The organism is Hydrogenophaga sp. 2FB, from assembly GCF_005503365.1.
Taxonomy (GTDB): Bacteria; Pseudomonadota; Gammaproteobacteria; order Burkholderiales; family Burkholderiaceae_C; genus Hydrogenophaga.
Genome location: NZ_SCML01000040.1, coordinates 1 through 16,505, shown reverse-complemented (window position 1 = coordinate 16,505; position 16,505 = coordinate 1). Strand labels below are relative to the sequence as shown.

Annotated in this window: 12 protein-coding genes; 8 read left to right on the top strand and 4 right to left on the bottom strand. The window is 68.0% G+C overall.

What is annotated here, in order from left to right:
• Positions 1-44 precede the first annotated feature (44 nt).
• From FFS09_RS21075 to FFS09_RS21040, 8 genes are read left to right on the top strand one after another with little or no spacing between them, the layout of a single operon-like run.
• Positions 45-920, top strand: coding sequence for a branched-chain amino acid ABC transporter permease (locus tag FFS09_RS21075; protein ID WP_137920872.1), 876 nt, complete (start codon positions 45-47; stop codon positions 918-920).
• Between the two features lies 1 nt (position 921).
• Positions 922-1,998 carry a branched-chain amino acid ABC transporter permease gene (locus FFS09_RS21070; RefSeq protein WP_137920871.1) on the top strand — a complete coding sequence of 359 codons (1,077 nt, stop codon included), beginning with the start codon at positions 922-924 and terminating at the stop codon, positions 1,996-1,998.
• Positions 1,995-2,831 (top strand): ABC transporter ATP-binding protein, encoded by an 837-nt coding sequence (locus tag FFS09_RS21065; protein ID WP_137920870.1) that lies wholly within the window; start codon positions 1,995-1,997, stop codon positions 2,829-2,831. Before FFS09_RS21070 ends, FFS09_RS21065 begins: the two co-directional genes overlap by 4 nt.
• A complete protein-coding gene (locus tag FFS09_RS21060; protein WP_137920869.1) occupies positions 2,828-3,616 on the top strand; it encodes an ABC transporter ATP-binding protein in 789 nt (262 codons plus the stop codon). Before FFS09_RS21065 ends, FFS09_RS21060 begins: the two co-directional genes overlap by 4 nt.
• Before the next feature lie 3 nt (positions 3,617-3,619).
• Positions 3,620-5,476 (top strand): AMP-dependent synthetase/ligase, encoded by a 1,857-nt coding sequence (locus tag FFS09_RS21055; protein WP_137920868.1) that lies wholly within the window; start codon positions 3,620-3,622, stop codon positions 5,474-5,476.
• Positions 5,477-5,515: 39 nt separating this feature from the next.
• Positions 5,516-6,685, top strand: coding sequence for an ABC transporter substrate-binding protein (locus FFS09_RS21050; RefSeq protein WP_137920867.1), 1,170 nt, complete (start codon positions 5,516-5,518; stop codon positions 6,683-6,685).
• A gap of 35 nt (positions 6,686-6,720) precedes the next feature.
• Positions 6,721-7,278, top strand: coding sequence for a GSU2403 family nucleotidyltransferase fold protein (locus tag FFS09_RS21045; protein WP_137920866.1), 558 nt, complete (start codon positions 6,721-6,723; stop codon positions 7,276-7,278).
• A gap of 38 nt (positions 7,279-7,316) precedes the next feature.
• On the top strand, positions 7,317-7,721 hold the full coding sequence (locus FFS09_RS21040) for a DUF2784 domain-containing protein (RefSeq protein ID WP_137920865.1): 405 nt from the start codon (positions 7,317-7,319) through the stop codon (positions 7,719-7,721).
• Positions 7,722-7,733: 12 nt separating this feature from the next.
• Here the strand turns inward: FFS09_RS21040 and FFS09_RS21035 are convergent, their stop codons facing one another.
• The 4 genes from FFS09_RS21035 to FFS09_RS21020 form a co-directional block, all read right to left on the bottom strand.
• Positions 7,734-9,134, bottom strand: a complete 1,401-nt coding sequence (locus FFS09_RS21035; RefSeq protein ID WP_137920864.1) for an efflux transporter outer membrane subunit — start codon at positions 9,132-9,134, stop codon at positions 7,734-7,736.
• Between the two features lie 3 nt (positions 9,135-9,137).
• On the bottom strand, positions 9,138-12,260 hold the full coding sequence (locus FFS09_RS21030; protein WP_137920863.1) for an efflux RND transporter permease subunit: 3,123 nt from the start codon (positions 12,258-12,260) through the stop codon (positions 9,138-9,140).
• Entirely contained in the window at positions 12,257-15,388 is a 3,132-nt protein-coding gene (locus tag FFS09_RS21025; protein WP_137920862.1) for an efflux RND transporter permease subunit, read from the bottom strand. Before FFS09_RS21025 ends, FFS09_RS21030 begins: the two co-directional genes overlap by 4 nt.
• 11 nt (positions 15,389-15,399) lie before the next feature.
• Positions 15,400-16,505: efflux RND transporter periplasmic adaptor subunit (locus tag FFS09_RS21020; protein ID WP_137920861.1), on the bottom strand; the 1,106-nt coding region annotated here is incomplete at its 5' end.

Sequence of the window (16,505 nt, the reverse complement as noted above, 5' to 3'; positions counted from 1 at the left end):
CACCGTCCGGTGGCCGCGCCAAGCGAAAACACGAGGAGACATGTGTGCAACTGCTGCAGCTGCTGATCAGTGGCGTGGCCCAGGGCTGTATCTACGGGTTGATCGCGCTGGGCTTCGTGCTGATCTACAAGGCCACCGAAACCGTGAGCTTTGCCCAGGGCGACCTGATGATGGTGGGCGCCTTCTTCGGCCTGGCCACCATGACCATGCTGGGCTTTCCGTTCTGGCTCTCGGTGCCGGCCGCCATCCTGGGCATGGGCCTGTTCGGCGTGGTGCTCGAACGCGTGGTGATCCGCCCCATCCTCGGGCAACCGGCCTTCTCCATCGTGATGCTCACCATCGGCGTGGGCTACACGCTGCGCGGCCTCATCACCATGCTGCCCAACATTGGCACCGAAACGCACACCCTGCCCGTGCCGTACGCCAACGAGTTGCTGCGCTTGGGCACCCTGGTGGTGTCGGCCGAACAGATCGTGGTGATCGGCTCCACCGCGATCCTGTGCACGGGCCTGTTTGCGATGTTCCGCTACAGCAAGCTCGGCATCGCCATGCAGGCCTCCTCGCAGAACCAGCTCGCGGCCTACTACATGGGCATTCCGGTCAAGCGGCTCAACGGCCTGGTGTGGGGCCTGGCCGCGGCCGTGGCCGCCATCGCCGGCCTGCTGCTCGCGCCCATCACCTTCGTGCACGCCAACATGGGCTTCATCGGGCTCAAGGCCTTTCCGGCCGCGGTGGTGGGCGGCTTCAGCAGCCTGCCCGGCGCCATCGTGGGCGGTCTGATCATCGGCATTGTGGAAGCGCTCTCGGGCTTCTATCTGCCCGAGGGCTTCAAGGACGTGGCGCCGTATGTCGTGGTGTTGATCATGTTGGTGCTCAAGCCGAACGGTCTTTTCGGCGAAAAGCTGCGCAAGAAGGTCTGACATGCGGTTCATTTTCAAGACCGACTACAACCAGGACATCCGGCTCGCCAAACACGGCGGCCACACGTTCTGGTACGCGGTGCTGTGCGTCTTCCTGCTGATCGCGCCGTGGGCCATATCGGAATACTGGCTCGCGCAACTCACCTTCGTGCTGATCTACGCGGTGGTCGGCCTCGGCTTGATGCTGCTCGCGGGCTTCACCGGCCTGTTCTCGCTCGGCCACGCGGCCTTCCTCGGCGTGGGCGCGTACACGCAGGCCATCATGGTGAACGCCGGCCTGCCGTTTCCGTTGGCGCTGGCCTGCGCGGGTCTTCTTTCGGCTGCCGTCGGCATGGTGGTGGGCCTGCCCGCGCTGCGCGTGAAAGGCATCTACCTCGGCATGGCCACGCTGGCCTTCGGCTTCATCGTGGAAGAGGTGATCGCGCGCTGGGAGCATGTGACGGGCGGCAACAAGGGCTTGATGGTCAATGCGCCCAACCTCTTCGGCTGGGAACTGGACTCCACCAACGAGTTCTACCTGCTGTGCCTGGCGGTCACGGTGTTGGCCACGCTGGGGGTGGTCAACCTCATGCGCTCGTCCACCGGGCGCGCGTTTGTCGCCATCCGCGATTCGGAGATTTCGGCGCAGAGCATGGGCATCCACCTCGCGCGCTACAAGACGCTGAGCTTCGCCCTCTCGGCCGCGCTGGCGGGCATTGGCGGCGCGCTGTACGCGCACAAGATCCAGTTCCTCTCGCCCGAACAGTTCAGCATCATCCAGTCGATCGACCTGCTGCTCATGGTCGTCATCGGGGGGTTGGGCTCGATCCACGGCGCGTTCCTCGGCGCGATCTTTCTCATCGTCATGCCGCAGCTCATCGCGCTGGGCAAGGACTACCTGCCCGAAGCGATCGGGCAGGCCGCGGGCCTGCAGGGCACGGTCTACGGCATCGTGCTGATCGCCTTCGTGCTGTTCGAACCCATGGGCCTGTACGGGCGCTGGCTCAAGGTGCGCACCTGGTTCCAGTTGTTCCCGTTCTACCGCAAGGGGCTGTTCAAGCGGCAGAAGTCCTTCCAGAAATCGGATCGTTTGAAATGAACCCGGAAGAAGTCCTCCTCTCGGCCAGGAACCTGAGCGTGCGCTTTGGCGGCGTTCTGGCGGTCAACAACGTGAGCTTCGACGTCCGGCGCGGCGAGGTGTTCACGCTGATCGGGCCCAACGGCGCGGGCAAGACCACGGTGTTCAACCTGATCAGCCGCATCTACACGCCCACGACCGGCAGCATCGACTACGCCGCGCCGAACGGCGGTGGCATGCTGCGCCTGACCGAGCAGGCGCCGCACCAGATCGCCAGGCTGGGCATCGCGCGCACCTTCCAGAACATCGAGCTGTTCGAACACGCCACCGTGCTGCAGAACCTGCTGATCGGGCGGCACACGCACCGCCGGACCGGGTTGTGGAGCGAAATCTTCTTCACGGGCAAGACCCGCGCCGCCGAGATCGAGGCGCGCGAAAAAGTCGAGCGCGTGATCGACCTGCTCGACCTGCAGCACCACCGCGAATCGATGGTGGCCGGCCTGCCCTACGGCGTGCGCAAGGTGGTGGAGCTGGCCCGCGCGCTGTGCACCGAGCCGAAGCTGCTGCTGCTCGACGAACCGTCGTCCGGCCTCAACGTGGAGGAGACCGAAGACATGGCGTTCTGGATCGCCGACATCAAGGAAGAACTGGGCATCACGGTGCTGATGGTCGAACACGACATGAGCCTGGTCTCCAAGGTGTCCGACCGCGTGCTGGCGATGAGCATGGGCGCCGAGCTGGCCTCGGGAACACCCGCCGAGGTGCAACGCGACCCGGGTGTGATCGAAGCCTATCTGGGCTCGATGGACGATGTGTCGAACCTGCGCCGCGAAAGCCGGAAGGAGGTCGCATGAGCGTGGCCACCTCCGACGCGCCGGTGCTCAAGCTGCTCAACGTCGAGAGCGCCTACGGCCCGATCAAGGCGATTCGCGGCGTGAGCCTGCAGGTGCGCCGCAGCGAGATCGCGACCGTGCTGGGCTCCAACGGCGCGGGCAAGACCACCATCCTCAAGACCATCAGCGGCATCATCGATCCGCGCAAGGGCTCGATCGAGTTCAAGGGCGAGGACATCACCGCGCAAGACCCGGCGCTGATCGTGCAGCAGGGCTTGAGCCATGTGCCCGAAGGACGCGAGGTGTTTGCGCTGCTCTCGGTGCGCGACAACCTGCAGATGGGCGCCTACACCCGCAAGGACCGCGACGGCGTGGCGCGCGACATGGAAGCGGTGTTCGGCTATTTCCCCATCCTGCGCGAGCGTGCCACGCAGGACGCGGGCCTGCTATCGGGTGGTCAGCAGCAGATGCTCGCGATCAGCCGCGCGCTCATGGCCAACCCCGACCTGATCCTGCTCGACGAACCCAGCCTGGGTCTTTCACCGAAGCTCACCAAGGAAATCTTCGAGATCGTGGTGCGCATCAACCGCGAGCGCGGCACCACCATCCTGCTGGTGGAGCAGAACGCCAACATGGCGCTCAACGCGTCCGACTATGGCTACGTGCTGGAGAACGGCCGCATCGTCATGGAAGACACCTGCGCCCACCTGCGCGAGAAGGACGACATCAAGGAGTTCTACCTCGGCATGAAGGAGGCGGGGGAACGCGGCGAGCGGCGCTGGAAGAAGAAAAAGAACTGGAGATAGAGCATGAGCAACCTGTGGGACCTCTCCGCCATCCAGCCCAACACCACCACCGTGCTGCAGGGCGAGACCGTTCCTGCCATGTTCTGGAACGGCGTGCGCGAACGCGGGCCCAACGTGTGGATGCGCCAGAAGGAATTCGGTCTCTGGCGCGCCTGGACCTGGGACCAGACCGGTGAAGCGGTGCGCGAGATCGCCCATGGCCTGATGGCCCTGGGCTTCGAGCCGCGCGAGACCGCGTCCATCCTGTCCAACACCACCATCGAGTGGGTGCTGTGCGACCTCGCCGTGCTCAGCGCGGGTGGCGTGTCCAACGGCATCTACCCGACCGACGCGGCCGAACAGGTGCAGTACCTCTGCACCGATTCGCGCACCACGGTGCTCTTCGTCGAAGACGACGAACAGCTCGACAAGGCGCTGGAGGTGCGCGCGCACCTGCCTCTTCTGAAGAAGATCGTGGTCTGCGACATGGAAGGCCTGCGCGACCTGCACGACCCGCAGGTGATCAGCCTGCACGCGCTGCGCGAACTCGGTCGCGCGCACATGCCACAACACCCCGGCCTGCTGGAGCAGCGCGTGGCCGCCGTGCAAGCCGAAGACCTCGCGATCCTGGTCTACACCTCGGGCACCACCGGGCGCCCCAAAGGCGCGATGCACAGCCACCGCGGCCTGGTCACCACCGTGCGCGGCTACAACACGCTGATCGCGCGCAGCGAGCGCGACGAGTGCATGTGCTTCCTGCCGCTGTGCCACATCGCCGAGCGCCTGGGCGGCGAGTACTTCTCGCTCTACACCGGCGCCAGGCTCAACTTCGTGGAGAACCCGGAGACCGTGCCGGAGAACGTGCGCGAGATCGCGCCCACGGTGTTCACCGCCGTGCCACGCGTGTGGGAAAAGTTTTATTCGGGCGTGATGATCACGCTCAAGGAAGCGGGCAAATCGCAGCAGGCCGCCTACGCCTGGGCCATCTGCGTGGGCCATGAGGTGGCGGACCGGGTGATGGCCGGGCAGCCCGTTCCCGCCAGCCTGCGCATGCGCTTCAGCGTGGCGCGGCTGCTGGTGCTGGACAACGTGCGCAAGCTCATCGGCATCCACCGCGCGCGTTACCTCGTCACCGGCGCGGCGCCGATCTCGCCCGACCTGGTGCGCTGGTACCTCGCGCTGGGCGTTCCCATGCTCGAGGTGTGGGGCATGACCGAGACCTGCGGCGCCGCCACCGGCATGCTGCCCACCCGCATCAAGCCGGGCAGCATCGGCCCGGCCGCCAACTACAACGAAGTGCGGCTCGATCCGCAGAACAGCGAGATCCTGGTGCGCGGGCCCAACGTGTTCATGGGTTACCTGAACCTGCCCGAAAAAACCGCCGAGACCATCGACGCCGACGGCTGGCTGCACACCGGCGATGTGGGCACGGTGGACGAGGAAGGGTTTTTCCGCATCACCGACCGCATGAAAGACATCATCATCACCGCAGGGGGCAAGAACATCACGCCCAGCGAGCTGGAGAACGAACTGAAGTTCTCGCCCTACGTGACCGATGCGGTGGTGATCGGTGACAAGCGCCCCTATCTCACCGTCATCATCATGATCGACCAGGAGAACGTGGAGAAATATGCGCAGGACAGCGACGTGCCGTTTTCCAACTATGCCAGTCTCACGCGTGCGCCCGAGGTGCAAGCCCTCATCCAGGCCGAGATCGACCGCGTGAACAAGAAGTTCGCCCGCGTCGAACAGATCAAGCGCTTCTTCCTGCTCGACACGCAACTCAGCGCCGAAGACGAAGAGCTCACCCCCACCATGAAGCTCAAGCGCAAGCTGGTACAGACCAAGTACGAACCACAGATCGAGGCCATGTACCGCTGATTTCTTCCCGATACCCGATCCACCCACCAGGAGACCACCATGAAAACCGGATTGACTCTGACCACTGCCGCCGCGCTGGCGCTGGTCGCCGGCTCGGCCCTCGCGCAATCGCAAGGTGTGAGCAAGGACGAAATCGTCATCGGCTCGATCCAGGATCTCTCCGGCCCCATCGCCGGCTTCGGCAAGCAGGTGCGCATGGGCATGCTGCTGCGCGTGGACGAGATCAACGAACAGGGCGGCATCAACGGCCGCAAGATCAAGTTGCTGGTGGAAGACTCCAAGTACGACCCGCGCAACGCCGTGCTGGCCGCGCAGAAGCTGGTGAACCAGGACAAGATCTTCGCGATGGTGGGCCACATCGGCACCGCGCAGAACATGGCAGCCATGCCGGTGCAGTTCAGCAAGAACGTGCTGAACTTCTACCCCATCACCGCCGCGCGCGAAATGTACGAGCCCTTCCACAAGCTCAAGTACTCGTTCGCCGCCACCTACTACGAACAGATGAAGATCATGGTGCCCAAGCTGGCCAAGGAGAAAGGCGCCAAGAAGGTCTGCGCCATGTACCAGGACGACGAGTTCGGCCTCGAGGTCAAGCGCGGCGCGGAAGACGGCCTGAAGGCAGCGGGCATGACGCTCGCATCAGAGACCACCTACAAGCGCGGCGCCACCGACTTCGCCTCGCAAATGCAGAAGCTGCAGGCCGAGCAGTGCGATCTGGTGGTGATGGGCACCATCATCCGCGAGACCATCGGCGGCATCGCCACCGCCAAGCGCCTGAACTTCAACCCCACCTTCGTGGGCTCGAGCGCGTCGTACACCGACCTGATCCACAAACTCGGCGGCCCGGCCATGAACGGTTTCTACGCCGCCATGACGGTGCAGCACCCGTACCTGGACTCGGCCTCACAACCCATGCGCTTCTGGGCCAACAAGTACCAGACCAAGTTCAACGAGGAGCCGACCGTGTTCTCGGTGTATGGCTACGGCTCGATCGACGCCTTCATCCGCGCCGCCACCAAGGCCGGCCCCAACCTGAGCACCGACAGCTTCATCAAGGCCATGGATACGATGAAGATTCCACCAGACATTTTCGGCAGCGCCGAGATGACCTTCTCCCCCACCAAGCGCCTGGGCAGCAACGCCACGCGCCTGTCGCAGATCACCGACGGCCGCTGGAAGGTGCTGTCGGAGTACATGACATCGCCGTGATGCACGGACGATGACGCCGCTTGCTTCGGCAAGCCATGCGTGCAGCCGCCAGCGCCCTGTGTGCTGGCGGTTTTTTTTATGGCCAGAACCCCGGACACGGGTCCTCCATTTGCTTCGTTATACTGATTTTTATTTTTTTCACCACCTACATCAAGTCCGACGAGCAAGATCTGCAGATCGAGTTTGTGACATCGATGCACCGAGGAGGTGACACCCCGGTACTGATCAAGGCCTTGAACGCCACCATGCAACCCTTGAAGTTCATGGAATTCTCCATGGAGGCGCCGATTCAGGTGACCTTGCTGGCGCAGCGCGGCGCCATCACCGTCAATGCACCTCCTCCTGAAAAATACGCCCTTCACAAACTGTTGGTGTACGGGGAGCGACCACAGAACATGAGGACAAAGGCGACCAAGGATCTCGACCAGGCGGCCTCACTCATTGAATACCTGGCAGAGAACGACGCCGACCTGCTTCATGAGACCTGGCTGGACTTGATCAACAGAGGCCCCGGTTGGCGCCGCCGAGCCGTTGAAGGTCTGCAGGCACTGCGCAAGCGCTATCCCGGCATCGACACGAAGCCACTTGACTAAGACATGACCCTGATCCCCAGCGCGCGAGGCCTCAACACATGCCCGCCATCCTGACGCCCACCCAGGCGATGTGGCTCGCCGACGCGCTGCTCGCGTTGCACGTGGGCATCGTCGTCTTCGTGGTGGGCCTGCTGCCACTGGTGCTCATCGGTGGTGTGCTGCGCTGGCGTTGGGTGCGCCACTTTGGCTTGCGCCTGACCCACCTGGGCTTGATGGTGTTCATCGCAGCGCAGGCCTGGCTTGGCCAGTTGTGTCCGCTCACGGTATGGGAACAGGACCTGCGGCGCATCGCGGGCCAGACCCGCTATGGCGAAAGCTTCATCGGGCACTGGCTGTCGCGCCTGCTGTACTGGGACGCGCCCTGGTGGGCCTTCGTGGCGGCCTACACGGTGTTTGCCCTGTGCACGCTGCTGACGTGGTGGTGGGTCAAGCCCCGGCGCTGAAGAACGCCACTCTCAGCGCGGCGCCTGCCAGCCGCCGCCCAGCGCCGCGACCAGCGCCATGCTGGCCGCCAGGCGCTCGGCCTGCACATCGAGCGCGGCACGGCGTGCCGAGAGCGCCAGGTTCTGCGCGATCGCGACTTCGAGAAAGCTGATCTCGCCCGCCTCGTAGCGGTAGCCCACCACGCGCTCGTTCTCGTTGGCCAGGGCCACCAGTCGCTGCTGCTGCCGGTCCTGTTCGGCCAGTGTTGCGAGTTGCGCGAGCGCGTCCTCGGTCTCGCGCACCGCCGTCAGCACACCGCCGCGCCAGGCTGCGGCCTGCTCGTCGTAGGCGGCGAGGAAGGTGGCTTCATCGGCGCGCCGCGCGCCGCCATCGAACAGCGTCGCGGCGAGTTGCGGGCCGAGCGACCAGACGCGCGCGGGCGCGTCGAGCAAGCGCGCCAGACTCGTGGCTTGCAGCGTGCCGCTGGCCGACAGTGTCAGGTCCGGCAGCCAGGCGCGTTGCGCCACGCCCAGCCGCGCGTGAGCGGCGGCAAGCGCCCGTTCGGCGGCCACCAGGTCGGGGCGGCGGCGCAGCAACTCGCCGGGCAGCGCGGCCGGCACCGGCGGCACGGCGGGCAGCGCGCCTTCGCGCGCGGCGATCGGGTAGCCCGAGGGCGTGGAACCCGCGAGCAGCGCCAGCGCGTTGGCTTCGAGCGCGCGCAAGCGCTGCAGGGTGAACACCTGCGTGCGCAGCGACTGCAGTTGTGTCTCGGCCTGGATCACGTCGGCGCGCGCCACCAGTCCCGCTTCGTATTGAAGCTGGGTGATCTGCAGCGAGCGCGCATAGGCGACGTCCGTTTGCGCTTGCAGCACCAGTTGCGCGTCCAGCGCGCGCAGGCGCACATAGCCCTGCGCGGCGGCGAGTTGCAGCGCCAGGCGCGTGGCGTCCGTCAAGGCGGCCTGTGCGTCGGCGCTGGCCATGGCGGCTTCGCGCGAGCGCGCCACGCGGCCCCAGAGGTCGGGCGTCCAGGAGAAGTCCAGGCCCGCCGCGTAGAGCTGGCGCGTGCCGGCGTTGGTGCCCGCGGCCGCGTTGCCGCCGCTGCGCGTGGCAGAGGCCCCGGCGCCGAGCTGGGGCAGTGCGAGCGCGCGCGCGGCATCCACCTGCGCCAGTGCCTGCCGCCAGCGCGCCTCGGCCTGGGCGAGATCGGTGTTGGCCTCGGCCACGCGGCGCAGCAGCCGGTCGAGCTCGGCGTCCGCGTACACGGTCCACCAATCGGGCTGCAGGGCCACGGTCGTGGTGGTCGCACCGGCATGCTGGAAGCTGGCCGGCAGCGCCAGCTCGGGCGCGCGGTAGTCGGCGTCGGTGGCGCAGGCGGCGAGCAGCAGAGGCCATGCGGCGAGCGCGAAACGGCGGGAGAGAGACAGATGGGGCATGGTTCAGGTGGTCGGGGCCTTGCGCAGCACGCGGCCACGCAGGCGCTCCAGCGCGAGATAGACCACGGGTGTGGTGTAGAGCGTGAGCAACTGGCTCACCGCCAGCCCGCCGATGATGGCAATGCCCAGCGGGCGGCGCAACTCCGAGCCCTCGCCCAGGCCCAGCACCAGCGGCACCGCGCCCAGCAGCGCGGCCAGGTTGGTCATGAGGATGGGGCGCAGGCGGCGCAGCGCGGCTTCGTGGATCGCCGCTTGCGGTGCCAGACCGCGCGTGCGCTGCGCGGCGAGCGCGAAGTCGATCATCAGGATGGCGTTCTTCATCACCACGCCGATCAGCAGGAAGAGGCCGAGCAACGCGATCAGGCTGAACTCGGTGTCCGAGATGCGCAGCGCCAGCAGCGCCCCCACGCCGGCCGAGGGCAGCGTGGACAGGATGGTGAGCGGGTGCAGCAGGCTTTCGTACAGCATGCCCAGCACCAGGTACACGGCGACCAGCACCGCGAGGATCAGCCAGGGCTGGCGCTTGAGCGTGGCCTGCAGGCTGTTCGGGTCGCCCGCGCGCTCGCCGGTGGAGATGCTGGTGGGCAGCAGCAGGCCGCCCACGGCGCGGTCGATCGCCTGTTGCGCCTGCTGCAGGCTCACGCCGGGGGCGAGCGCGTAGCTGATGCCGGCCGATGCGAACTGCGCGTCGTGCTGCACGCGGTCGCGCGTGAGGCCGTAGCGCCAGGTGGCGATGGCGCTGAGCGGCACGCGCTCGCCGGCGCCGTTGAGCAACTGCAGCTGGTCGAGCGCCGAGGGCTCGCTGTTGCCGCGCGGGTCGGCCTCCATCACCACGCGGTACTGGTTCAGCGGGTCGTACAGCGTGGCCACCTGGCGTTGCGAGAAGGCGTTGTTCAGCGCAGTGGTCACGGTGTCCATGCGCACGCCCAGGCGGCGCGCGGCTTCGCGGTCCACATTCAGCACCACCTGTTGCGCGTCTTCGCCGGCACCGAAGTCCACGTCGGTCAACTCGGGCAGCGCGCGCAGCGCCTCGCCCACCGGCTTGGTCCAGCCGCGCAGGTCTTGCAACGAATCGGAGCGCATGACGAACAGGTACTCGTTGTCGCCACCGCCGCTGGAGAGGCGGATGTCCTGGTCCACGTTCACGAACAGGATGCCGCCAGCGATCTTCGGTGCGTTGGCGCGCAGGCGGGCCACCACGGCCGATGCCGGCTCGCCGCGTTCGGCCAATGGTTTCAAGCGGATGCGGAACCACGAGTTGCTGGTGCCGGTGCGGCCACCGCTCACGCCGGTCACGTCGGCCACGGCCGGGTCGGCCACGAGCAGGCTGCGGAACGCCTCCACCTTGGGCTGCATGCCCTGGAACGAGAAGCCGTCGTCGCCGCGCACGAAGCCGCCGAGCTGGCCGGTGTCCTGCTGCGGCAGCATGCCCTTGGGAATGGCGACGTAGAGCCACACGTTCAGCGCCACCGTGCCGACCAGGAGCAGCAAGGTCAGCACGCGGTGGCGCAGCGCAAAGCCCAGGCTGCGCGCATAGCCGGCGTGCACGTCGGCCAGCAGGCTGGCGATGCCGCGCGCCAGGCGCCCCGGGGGCTTGGGCTGGCCGGCGGGTAGCCCGTGGGCGCACAGCGCGGGCGTGAGCGTGACCGACACCGCCAGCGAGATCAGCATCGCCGCCACCAGCGTGATGGAGAACTCGCGGAACAGCCGCTCGATCACGCCGCCCATGAACAGGATGGAGAGGAACACGACGATGAGCGCGAGGTTCATCGCCAGCAGCGTGAAGCCGACTTCGCCCGCGCCGGTGAACGCGGCGCGCCAGACCGTGCGCCGCCCCACTTCGCGTTGACCCGCGGCGGCCTGCGCGGCGCGTGCGCGCTCGATGTGGCGCTGGATGTTCTCCAGCACCACGATGGCGTCGTCCACCACCAGGCCCGCGGCCACGATCAGCGCCATGAGCGAGAGGTTGTTCAGCGAGAAGCCCTGCCACCACATCACCGCGAACGCGCCGATCAGCGACACGGGCAAAGCCAGCGCCGGGATGAGCGCCGTGCGCCAGCTGCCCAGGAAGGCCCAGACCACCGCCATCACCAACAGGCACGACAGCACGAGCGTGAATTGGGCCTCGCGCAGCGTGGCGCGGATGCCGGGCGAGCGGTCCATCACCACGCGCAGCTCGGTGTCGGCCGGCAGCAGCGCGCGCAGTTGCGGCATTTGCGCGTGGATGGCGTCGATGGTCTGCACGATGTTGGCGCCCGCGCGGCGGCTCACCAGCAGCACCACGGCGGGGCGGTCGTTGTGGTAGCCGCTGGTGTAGCGGTTCTCCACCGAGTCGGTGACGTCGGCCACGTCGGACAGGCGCACCAGGGCCCCGCCTTCGTTGCGCACCACCAGGGGCGCGAAGTCGGCGGCCGTGCGCAGTTGCGCGGGCAGCGCGATCTGCCAGCGCTGGCCGTCCTGCTCGGTCTGGCCGAGCGGGCGCCAGGCGTTGGCCTGGGTGATGGCGTTGCGCACGTCGTCCAGCGACATGCCGCGGTGCGCCAGCGCTTCGGGTTTGGCCTGCACGCGCACGGCGGGCAGCGAGGAGCCGTCCACCGTGACCTCGCCCACGCCCACAATCTGCGCGAGCTTCTGCGCCAGCACAGTGGAGGCGTTGTCGTACAGCGCCGACGACGGCAGCCGGGGCGAAGACAGCGCCAGCGCCATGATGGGCGCCTGCGAGGGGTTCACCTTCACGTAGGTCGGGTTGCCCGTCATGCCCGAGGGCAGCTGCCCGCGCGAGGCGTTGATGGCGGCCTGCACCTCGCGCGCGGCTTCGTCGATGTCGCGGCCCAGGTCGAACTGCAGCGTCACGCCGGTGCTGCCCTGGTTGCTGCTGGACCGGATGCTGGTGACGCCGGCGATGCTGCCGAGTGCGCGCTCCAGGGGCGCGGCCACGGTGGAGGCCATGCTCTCGGGGCTGGCGCCGGGCAGGCTGGCGCGCACCTGGATCACGGGGAAGTCCACGCGCGGCAGTGGGGAGACGGGGAGCAGGCGCAACGCGAGAAGGCCGAGCAACACGATGGCGATGGCCAGCATGGTGCTGCCGATGGGGCGGCGGATGAAGAAGCGGGCGAGCGCGTTCATGGCGCCGCCGCCCTACCCCCGCGCCCCAGCCGATCAAACGCCAGATACACCACCGGCGTCGTGAACAACGTGAGCACCTGGCTCACGATCAATCCCCCCACCATCACAATCCCCAACGGCTGCCGCAGCTCAGCCCCCGAACCACTCGCCAGCATCAGCGGCACCGCGCCAAACAGCGCCGCCAACGTGGTCATCAAAATCGGCCGAAACCGCAGCATCGCCGCGCGGTGGATCGCCTCGCGCGGCGACAGCCCCAGCCGCCGCTGCGCATCCAGCGCGAAGTCCACCATCATGATCCCGTTCTTCTTCACCAGCCCGATCAGCAGCACGATGCCGATCACCGCGATCATGTCCAGCGGCCTGTCCGCCAGCAGCAACGCGGCCAGCGCACCCACCGTGGCCGACGGCAGCGTGGAGAGAATGGTGAGCGGGTGCACCGCGCTCTCGTACAGCATGCCCAGCACAAGGTACATCACCACCACGGCCGCCAGGATCAGCCACAGCGTGTTCGCCAAGGAGGTGCGGAAACCTTCGGCCGCGCCCTGGAAGGCGAGCTCCACCGCAGCGGGCAAACCCACCTCGGCTTTCACCGCCTCGATGGCGGCGACGGCCTCGCCCAGCGAATGGCCGGGCGCGAGGTTGAACGACAGCGTGACCGCCGGGAACTGACCCTGGTGCTCGATGGCCAGCGGCGCGCGCCGCTCCACCGCGCGCGCCACCGCCGAGAGCGGCACCGGCTTCGCATCCGCCGCGCCACCCGCCGGCTGCACGTACACGCCCTCCAGCGCCTGCAGACCGCCTTGCTTCGCATCGTCGCTCTCCAGCACCACTCGGTACTGGCTGGCGTGCGTGAACAGCGTGCTCACCTGCCGCTGGCCGAAGGCGCTTTGCAACGCGGAGGCGATGTCGCCCATGCGCAGGTTCAGCCGCGCGGCGGCGTCGCGGTCGATCTCCAGATACGCCTGCAGGCCTTCGCCCTGCAGGTTGCTCGCCACGTCGGCCAGCGCCGGCTGTTCCTTCAACGCGGCCAGCATGCGCGCGGTCCAGTCGCCCAGCAGCGCGCTGTCGGGCGAGCTCAAGGTGAACTGGTACTGCGTGCGGCTGATGCGGTCTTCCATGCCCAGTTCCTGCACCGGCTGGAACCAGGCCTCGATGCCGCTCACATCGCGCGCGCGCTCGCGCAGCCGCGCGATCACCTCGCTGGCCGATGACGAGCGCTGCGCGTGCGGTGCCAGCGTAAGCAGCATGCGCCCGCTGTTGAGCGTGGCGTTGCTGCCGTCCACGCCGATGAAGGACGAGATGCTGTGCACCGGCGCCTCGGCCAGCAAGGCTTTGGCCAATGCCTGCTGCCGCTCGGCCATGGCGCCGAACGACACGCTCTGCGGCGCCTGCGTCACCACCTGGATCGCGCCCGCGTCCTGCACCGGGAAGAAGCCCTTGGGCACCACCAGGTAGAGCAGCGCCGTGAGCACGAGCGTGGCAGCCAGGGCCAGCAAGGCGAGCGGCTGCCGCGCCAGCACCCAGTCCAGCCAGCGCCCATAGCGCTCGATGGTGCCGCTGAGCCAGTCGCGTCCTTCGGCGTGTGCAGGCGCCTGGGGCAGCATGCGCGCGGCCATCATCGGCGTGAGCGTGAGCGAGACCACCAGCGAGATGCCGATGGCCACCGCCAGCGTGACCGCGAACTCGTGGAACAAACGGCCCACCACATCGGCCATGAACAACAACGGAATCAGCACCGCCACCAACGAGACCGTGAGCGACACCAGCGTGAAGCCGATTTCGCTCGCGCCCTTGAGCGCGGCCTCCATCGGACCCGCGCCCTCTTCGCGGTGGCGCGCGATGTTCTCCAGCATGACGATGGCGTCGTCCACCACGAAGCCGGTGGCGATCGTGAGCGCCATCAGGCTCAGGTTGTTCAGCGAATAACCCAGCAGCAGCATGGCCGCGAAGGTGCCCACGAGCGAGAGCGGCACCGCCACGCTGGGGATGAGCGTGGCCGGCAGCGTGCGCAGGAACACGAAGGTGACCAGCACCACCAGCGCGATGGCGAACAGCAGTTCCTTCTGCACGTCGCGCACCGACGCGCGGATGCTCTCGGTGCGGTCCGACACGATCTGCACCTTCACCGTGGCCGGCAGCGTGGCCGTGAGTTGCGGCAACAAGGCGCGCACCTGGTCGGCCACCGCGATCACATTGGCGCCGGGCTGGCGCTGGATGTTCAGCAACACCGCCGGGGCGAGGCCGCAACCACTGTCCTGGCCTTCGGCACAGGCCATGCCGGCCCAGGCCGCGAGGAAGCGGTCTTCCGCGCCCTCTTCCACCTTGGCCACATCGGCCAGCCGCAGCGGCGCGCCGTCGCGCCAGGCGACGATGAGGCGCTGGTACTCGGCGGCGGAACGCAGCTGGTCGTTCGCGTCCAGCATGGTGCTGCGCAGCGCGCCGTCGAAACTGCCCTTGGGCTGGTTGTTGTTGGCCGCCGCGATCGCGGTGCGCAGTTCTTCCAGCGTGAGGCCGTTGGCCGCGAGCGCGCGGCTGTTGGCCTGCACGCGAATGGCGGGGCGCTGCCCGCCCGCGAGGCTCACCAGGCCCACGCCCGGCAGACGCGAAATCTGGCCGGCCATGCGCGTGTCCACCATGTCCACCACGCGCGGCAGCGGCAACGTTTCGGAGCCGATGGCGAGGGTGAGGATGGGCACGTCCGCCGGGTTCACCTTGCGGTAGATCGGCGGCGCAGGCAGGTCCGAGGGCAGCAGGCTGTTGGCGCTCTGCAGCGCGGCCTGCACATCCTGCTCGGCCACGCCGAGGTCCACCTCCAGCGCGAGCTTCATGGTGATCACCGACGCGCCGCCCGAGCTGGTGGACGACATCTGCGACAGCCCCGGGATCTGCCCGAGTCGGCGCTCCAGCGGCGCGGTGACGGTGCGCGCGGTCACGTCCGGGCTGGCACCGGGCTGGAAGGTGAACACCTGGATCACCGGGTAATCCACCTGCGGCAAGGCCGACACCGGCAACTGCCGCCACGCCAGCAGGCCGGCGATCAGCACGGCCAGCATCAGCAGCGAGGTCGCCACCGGCCGCAGGATGAAGGGACGCGAGAGCGAGAGGGGCGCGGCGATGGAGGAGGACATGCGCGTCCCCGTCAACGCGCCGAGGGGGTCGCGGGCGCGGGCTGATCGGCCTCTTGGGCCAGCGGCGACGACGCCGGCAGCGCGGCCGCCTGCACCACGTTCACCGCGCGGCCGTTCTCCAGCCGGTCCAGCCCTTCGAGCACCACCGGCTCACCGCTGACGAGGCCCTTGAGCACCACGGTGCGTCCGCCGCTGGCAGGGCCGAGCGCGAGGTCGCGCACCTGCGCCTTGTTGTCGGCGATCACATACACATAGCTGCCGCGCGAGCCGTGCTGCACCGCGTCGGTGGGAATCGTCACCGCGCCGGGCAACTGGCGCAGCGCGAGGCGCAGGTTCACGAACTGGTTGGGAAACAGCGCGTCGTCCGCGTTGTCGAAACGCGCCTTCAGGCGCAGCGTGCCCGTGGCCGCGTCGATCTGGTTGTCCAGCGTGTCCAGCCGGCCCACGGCCAGGCGCGCGCGGTTGTCGCGGTCCCAGGCCTCGGCCTGCGGCGGCGTCTTGCGGTCGTGCGCGGCGCGCACCTCGGCCACCTGCGGCTCGGGCACGCTGAACACCACCGACACCGGCTGCGTCTGCGTCAAGGTGAACAGGCCGTTCGCGTCGTTGGCCGAGAGCAGGTTGCCCGCGTCCACCCGGCGCAGGCCGACGCGCCCGGCGATGGGCGCGAGGATGCGGGTGTAGGAGAGTTGCAGCTTCGCGTTGTCCACCTGCGCCTCGTCGGACTTGAGCGTGCCGCGCAGCTGCTGCACCAGCGCGGCCTGGCGGTCCAGCACCTGGCGGGCGACGGCGTCGCGCTTGAAGAGCCCTTCGTACCGCGCCAGCTCGCTCTCGGCATTGCGCAGTTGCGCCAGGTTCTGTTGCTGCTGCCCCTGCGCCTGGGCCAGCGCCACGCGCAAGGGCTCGGGGTCGATCTCGGCCAGCAACTGACCCCGCGTGACCTTCTGACCTTCGCGCACCAGCACGCGCGCCAGCTGGCCATCCACGCGGCTGCGCACGGTCACCGTGTTGTAAGGGGCAACGGTGCCCACCGCGCGGGCCTGCACCGTGAAGTCCTCGGTGCGCGCGGGTTCCACGCGCACCGGCACCGGGGCGCGCCAGGCGTTGGGCGCGGTGGGGG